The sequence below is a fragment of the Fischerella muscicola PCC 7414 genome (genome assembly GCF_000317205.1).
GTDB lineage: Bacteria > Cyanobacteriota > Cyanobacteriia > Cyanobacteriales > Nostocaceae > Fischerella > Fischerella muscicola.
Genome location: NZ_AJLK01000227.1, coordinates 1 through 895, shown reverse-complemented (window position 1 = coordinate 895; position 895 = coordinate 1). Strand labels below are relative to the sequence as shown.

The following is an 895-nucleotide window of genomic DNA, read 5'->3' as shown; positions in this document are numbered from 1 at the left end:
GGTAACACTGCGCTGCAACGGACGGACGCGAGATATTGGTGGTGCAAAGGTTAATTGCTGCCACTGAACACGATCTTTAGCATTGCTTAAATCCTCGACCGAGACGTAGCCGCAAAGTTACTGATGAGTATTCAGGATTAACTTACGTGAGTGATTGGTGAAGTGATCAAGGTTGAGTTATTCTTTGCAATGAGCGATCGCGAGCGTAAAAATGCTCGCTTCATTAAAAACATGCAACTTTACAACATCAGCAGACAGATAAGGTCGATCGCGAACTATACAGCTTATGAGTTAGAACGAGCAATGAGCTACCCTAAAAATATGACTCAGCTTTAGCACAAAGTAAAGCTCTATCTGATCGTTTTCAAACCCTCCGTACCTACAACTTCTTGAAGTACCTGGCGGTCGGAAACAGCCTGAAACCCAGCTTTTCATAGGTACAACGTGCCGGAGCATGGCCAGGATCGCCTCCGGTTTCAACCATCGCAACGGACATGCCAGCAGCTTTCATCCAATCAAGAGCGAATTCTATCAGAGCAGAGCCTATGCCTCGGCGTTGATAGTCTGGATCGACGGCGATCATGTAGATTTCTCCCAAGCTGCTTTGGGAGTGGAGTTTCACAGCTACAAAGCCCACGGTTGAATCAGAGTCGATCGCAACCCACACCTTTGTGTCCTCCGCAGCACAGACTTCCTCGACAGCATGAAGTTGGCTTACACACCAATCGTTGGGATAGAATGAGTGGTACACCTCAAAGTCCATCACTTTCTGAATTGAATCAAAAACCGGAGCCCATGCCCGAAGCGAAAGACTCTTGATGGCATCAAGTTGACTCTTATCGTATGGTTCAATTCGCATTTCGGTATGGACTCCACTTATACGCAGTACCAGTGA

2 protein-coding genes are annotated in these 895 nt (G+C 47.0%); one reads left to right on the top strand and one right to left on the bottom strand.

The window, feature by feature from the left end; translation table 11 throughout:
• Positions 1-162: 162 nt before the first annotated feature.
• On the top strand, positions 163-336 hold the full coding sequence (locus UYI_RS37875) for a hypothetical protein (RefSeq protein ID WP_162140436.1): 174 nt from the start codon (positions 163-165) through the stop codon (positions 334-336).
• A gap of 43 nt (positions 337-379) precedes the next feature.
• Here UYI_RS37875 and UYI_RS0131365 read toward each other — a convergent pair whose 3' ends face one another.
• Complete coding sequence (locus UYI_RS0131365; protein WP_026086297.1) at positions 380-859, bottom strand: GNAT family N-acetyltransferase; 480 nt, start codon at positions 857-859, stop codon at positions 380-382.
• Positions 860-895: the final 36 nt, after the last annotated feature.

Bases quoted from the DNA above. Each gene is read 5' to 3' on its own strand.
- UYI_RS0131365 (WP_026086297.1), bottom strand. From the start codon at position 859: ATGCGAATTGAACCATACGATAAGAGTCAACTTGATGCCATCAAGAGT.